This window comes from Pseudomonas sp. P5_B2 (genome assembly GCF_056400445.1).
The window spans coordinates 1-566 of the sequence record NZ_JBFULH010001462.1 but is presented as its reverse complement, the minus strand read 5'-3'; the positions used below and the strand labels follow the sequence as shown (position 1 = coordinate 566).

The window sequence follows — 566 nt, the reverse complement described above, 5'->3', positions numbered from 1 at the left end:
CGATGAAGCCGACGCCTTTCGCAGAGGAGATGGGAGATTCAGTTCTGGAGATCGTATCCGCCGTACAGCACAAGCTATTGGCTCAGGCCAGTTTCACCCCTATGTCTTCCACCAGAGTCTTCAGCCTTTGTATGACGGACATGGGCGAGTTGGTATTTTTGCCCCGACTGATTGCAGAACTTCAAAAAGTAGCCCCCCATTGCCGAATACGAACGTCGCAGCTACCCACCGAGCATATAGCGAGTTCGCTGGAGAGAGGTGATACAGACCTGGCTATAGGATCACACTACATCCAGGACCCAAACCTTTTTCAACAAGAACTATTCATGCACTCTTTTTGCTCTATCGTGAGCAGCACGTACTCCGGCGAGGAAGTAAGTCTTGAAGAGTTCCTGGGCATGAAACATGTTTCCGTCGTACTGTCAGACAGAAGTACACGCTACGACCAGTTCATCGACGAACTGGGTCATCAACGACAAATTTACCTTACAACCCCACACTTTATAACAGTCCCTATGATATTGGAGAAAAACCCGAACCTAATTGCAACCGTGCCTAGTGAATTG

Annotated in this window: 1 protein-coding gene; it reads left to right on the top strand. The window is 48.8% G+C overall.

Annotation, left to right across the window (positions count from 1 at the left end; all coding sequences use genetic code 11):
• Positions 1-29: 29 nt before the first annotated feature.
• On the top strand, positions 30-566 hold a 537-nt coding region (locus AC1DRJ_RS31840; RefSeq protein WP_477805590.1), incomplete at its 3' end, for a LysR substrate-binding domain-containing protein.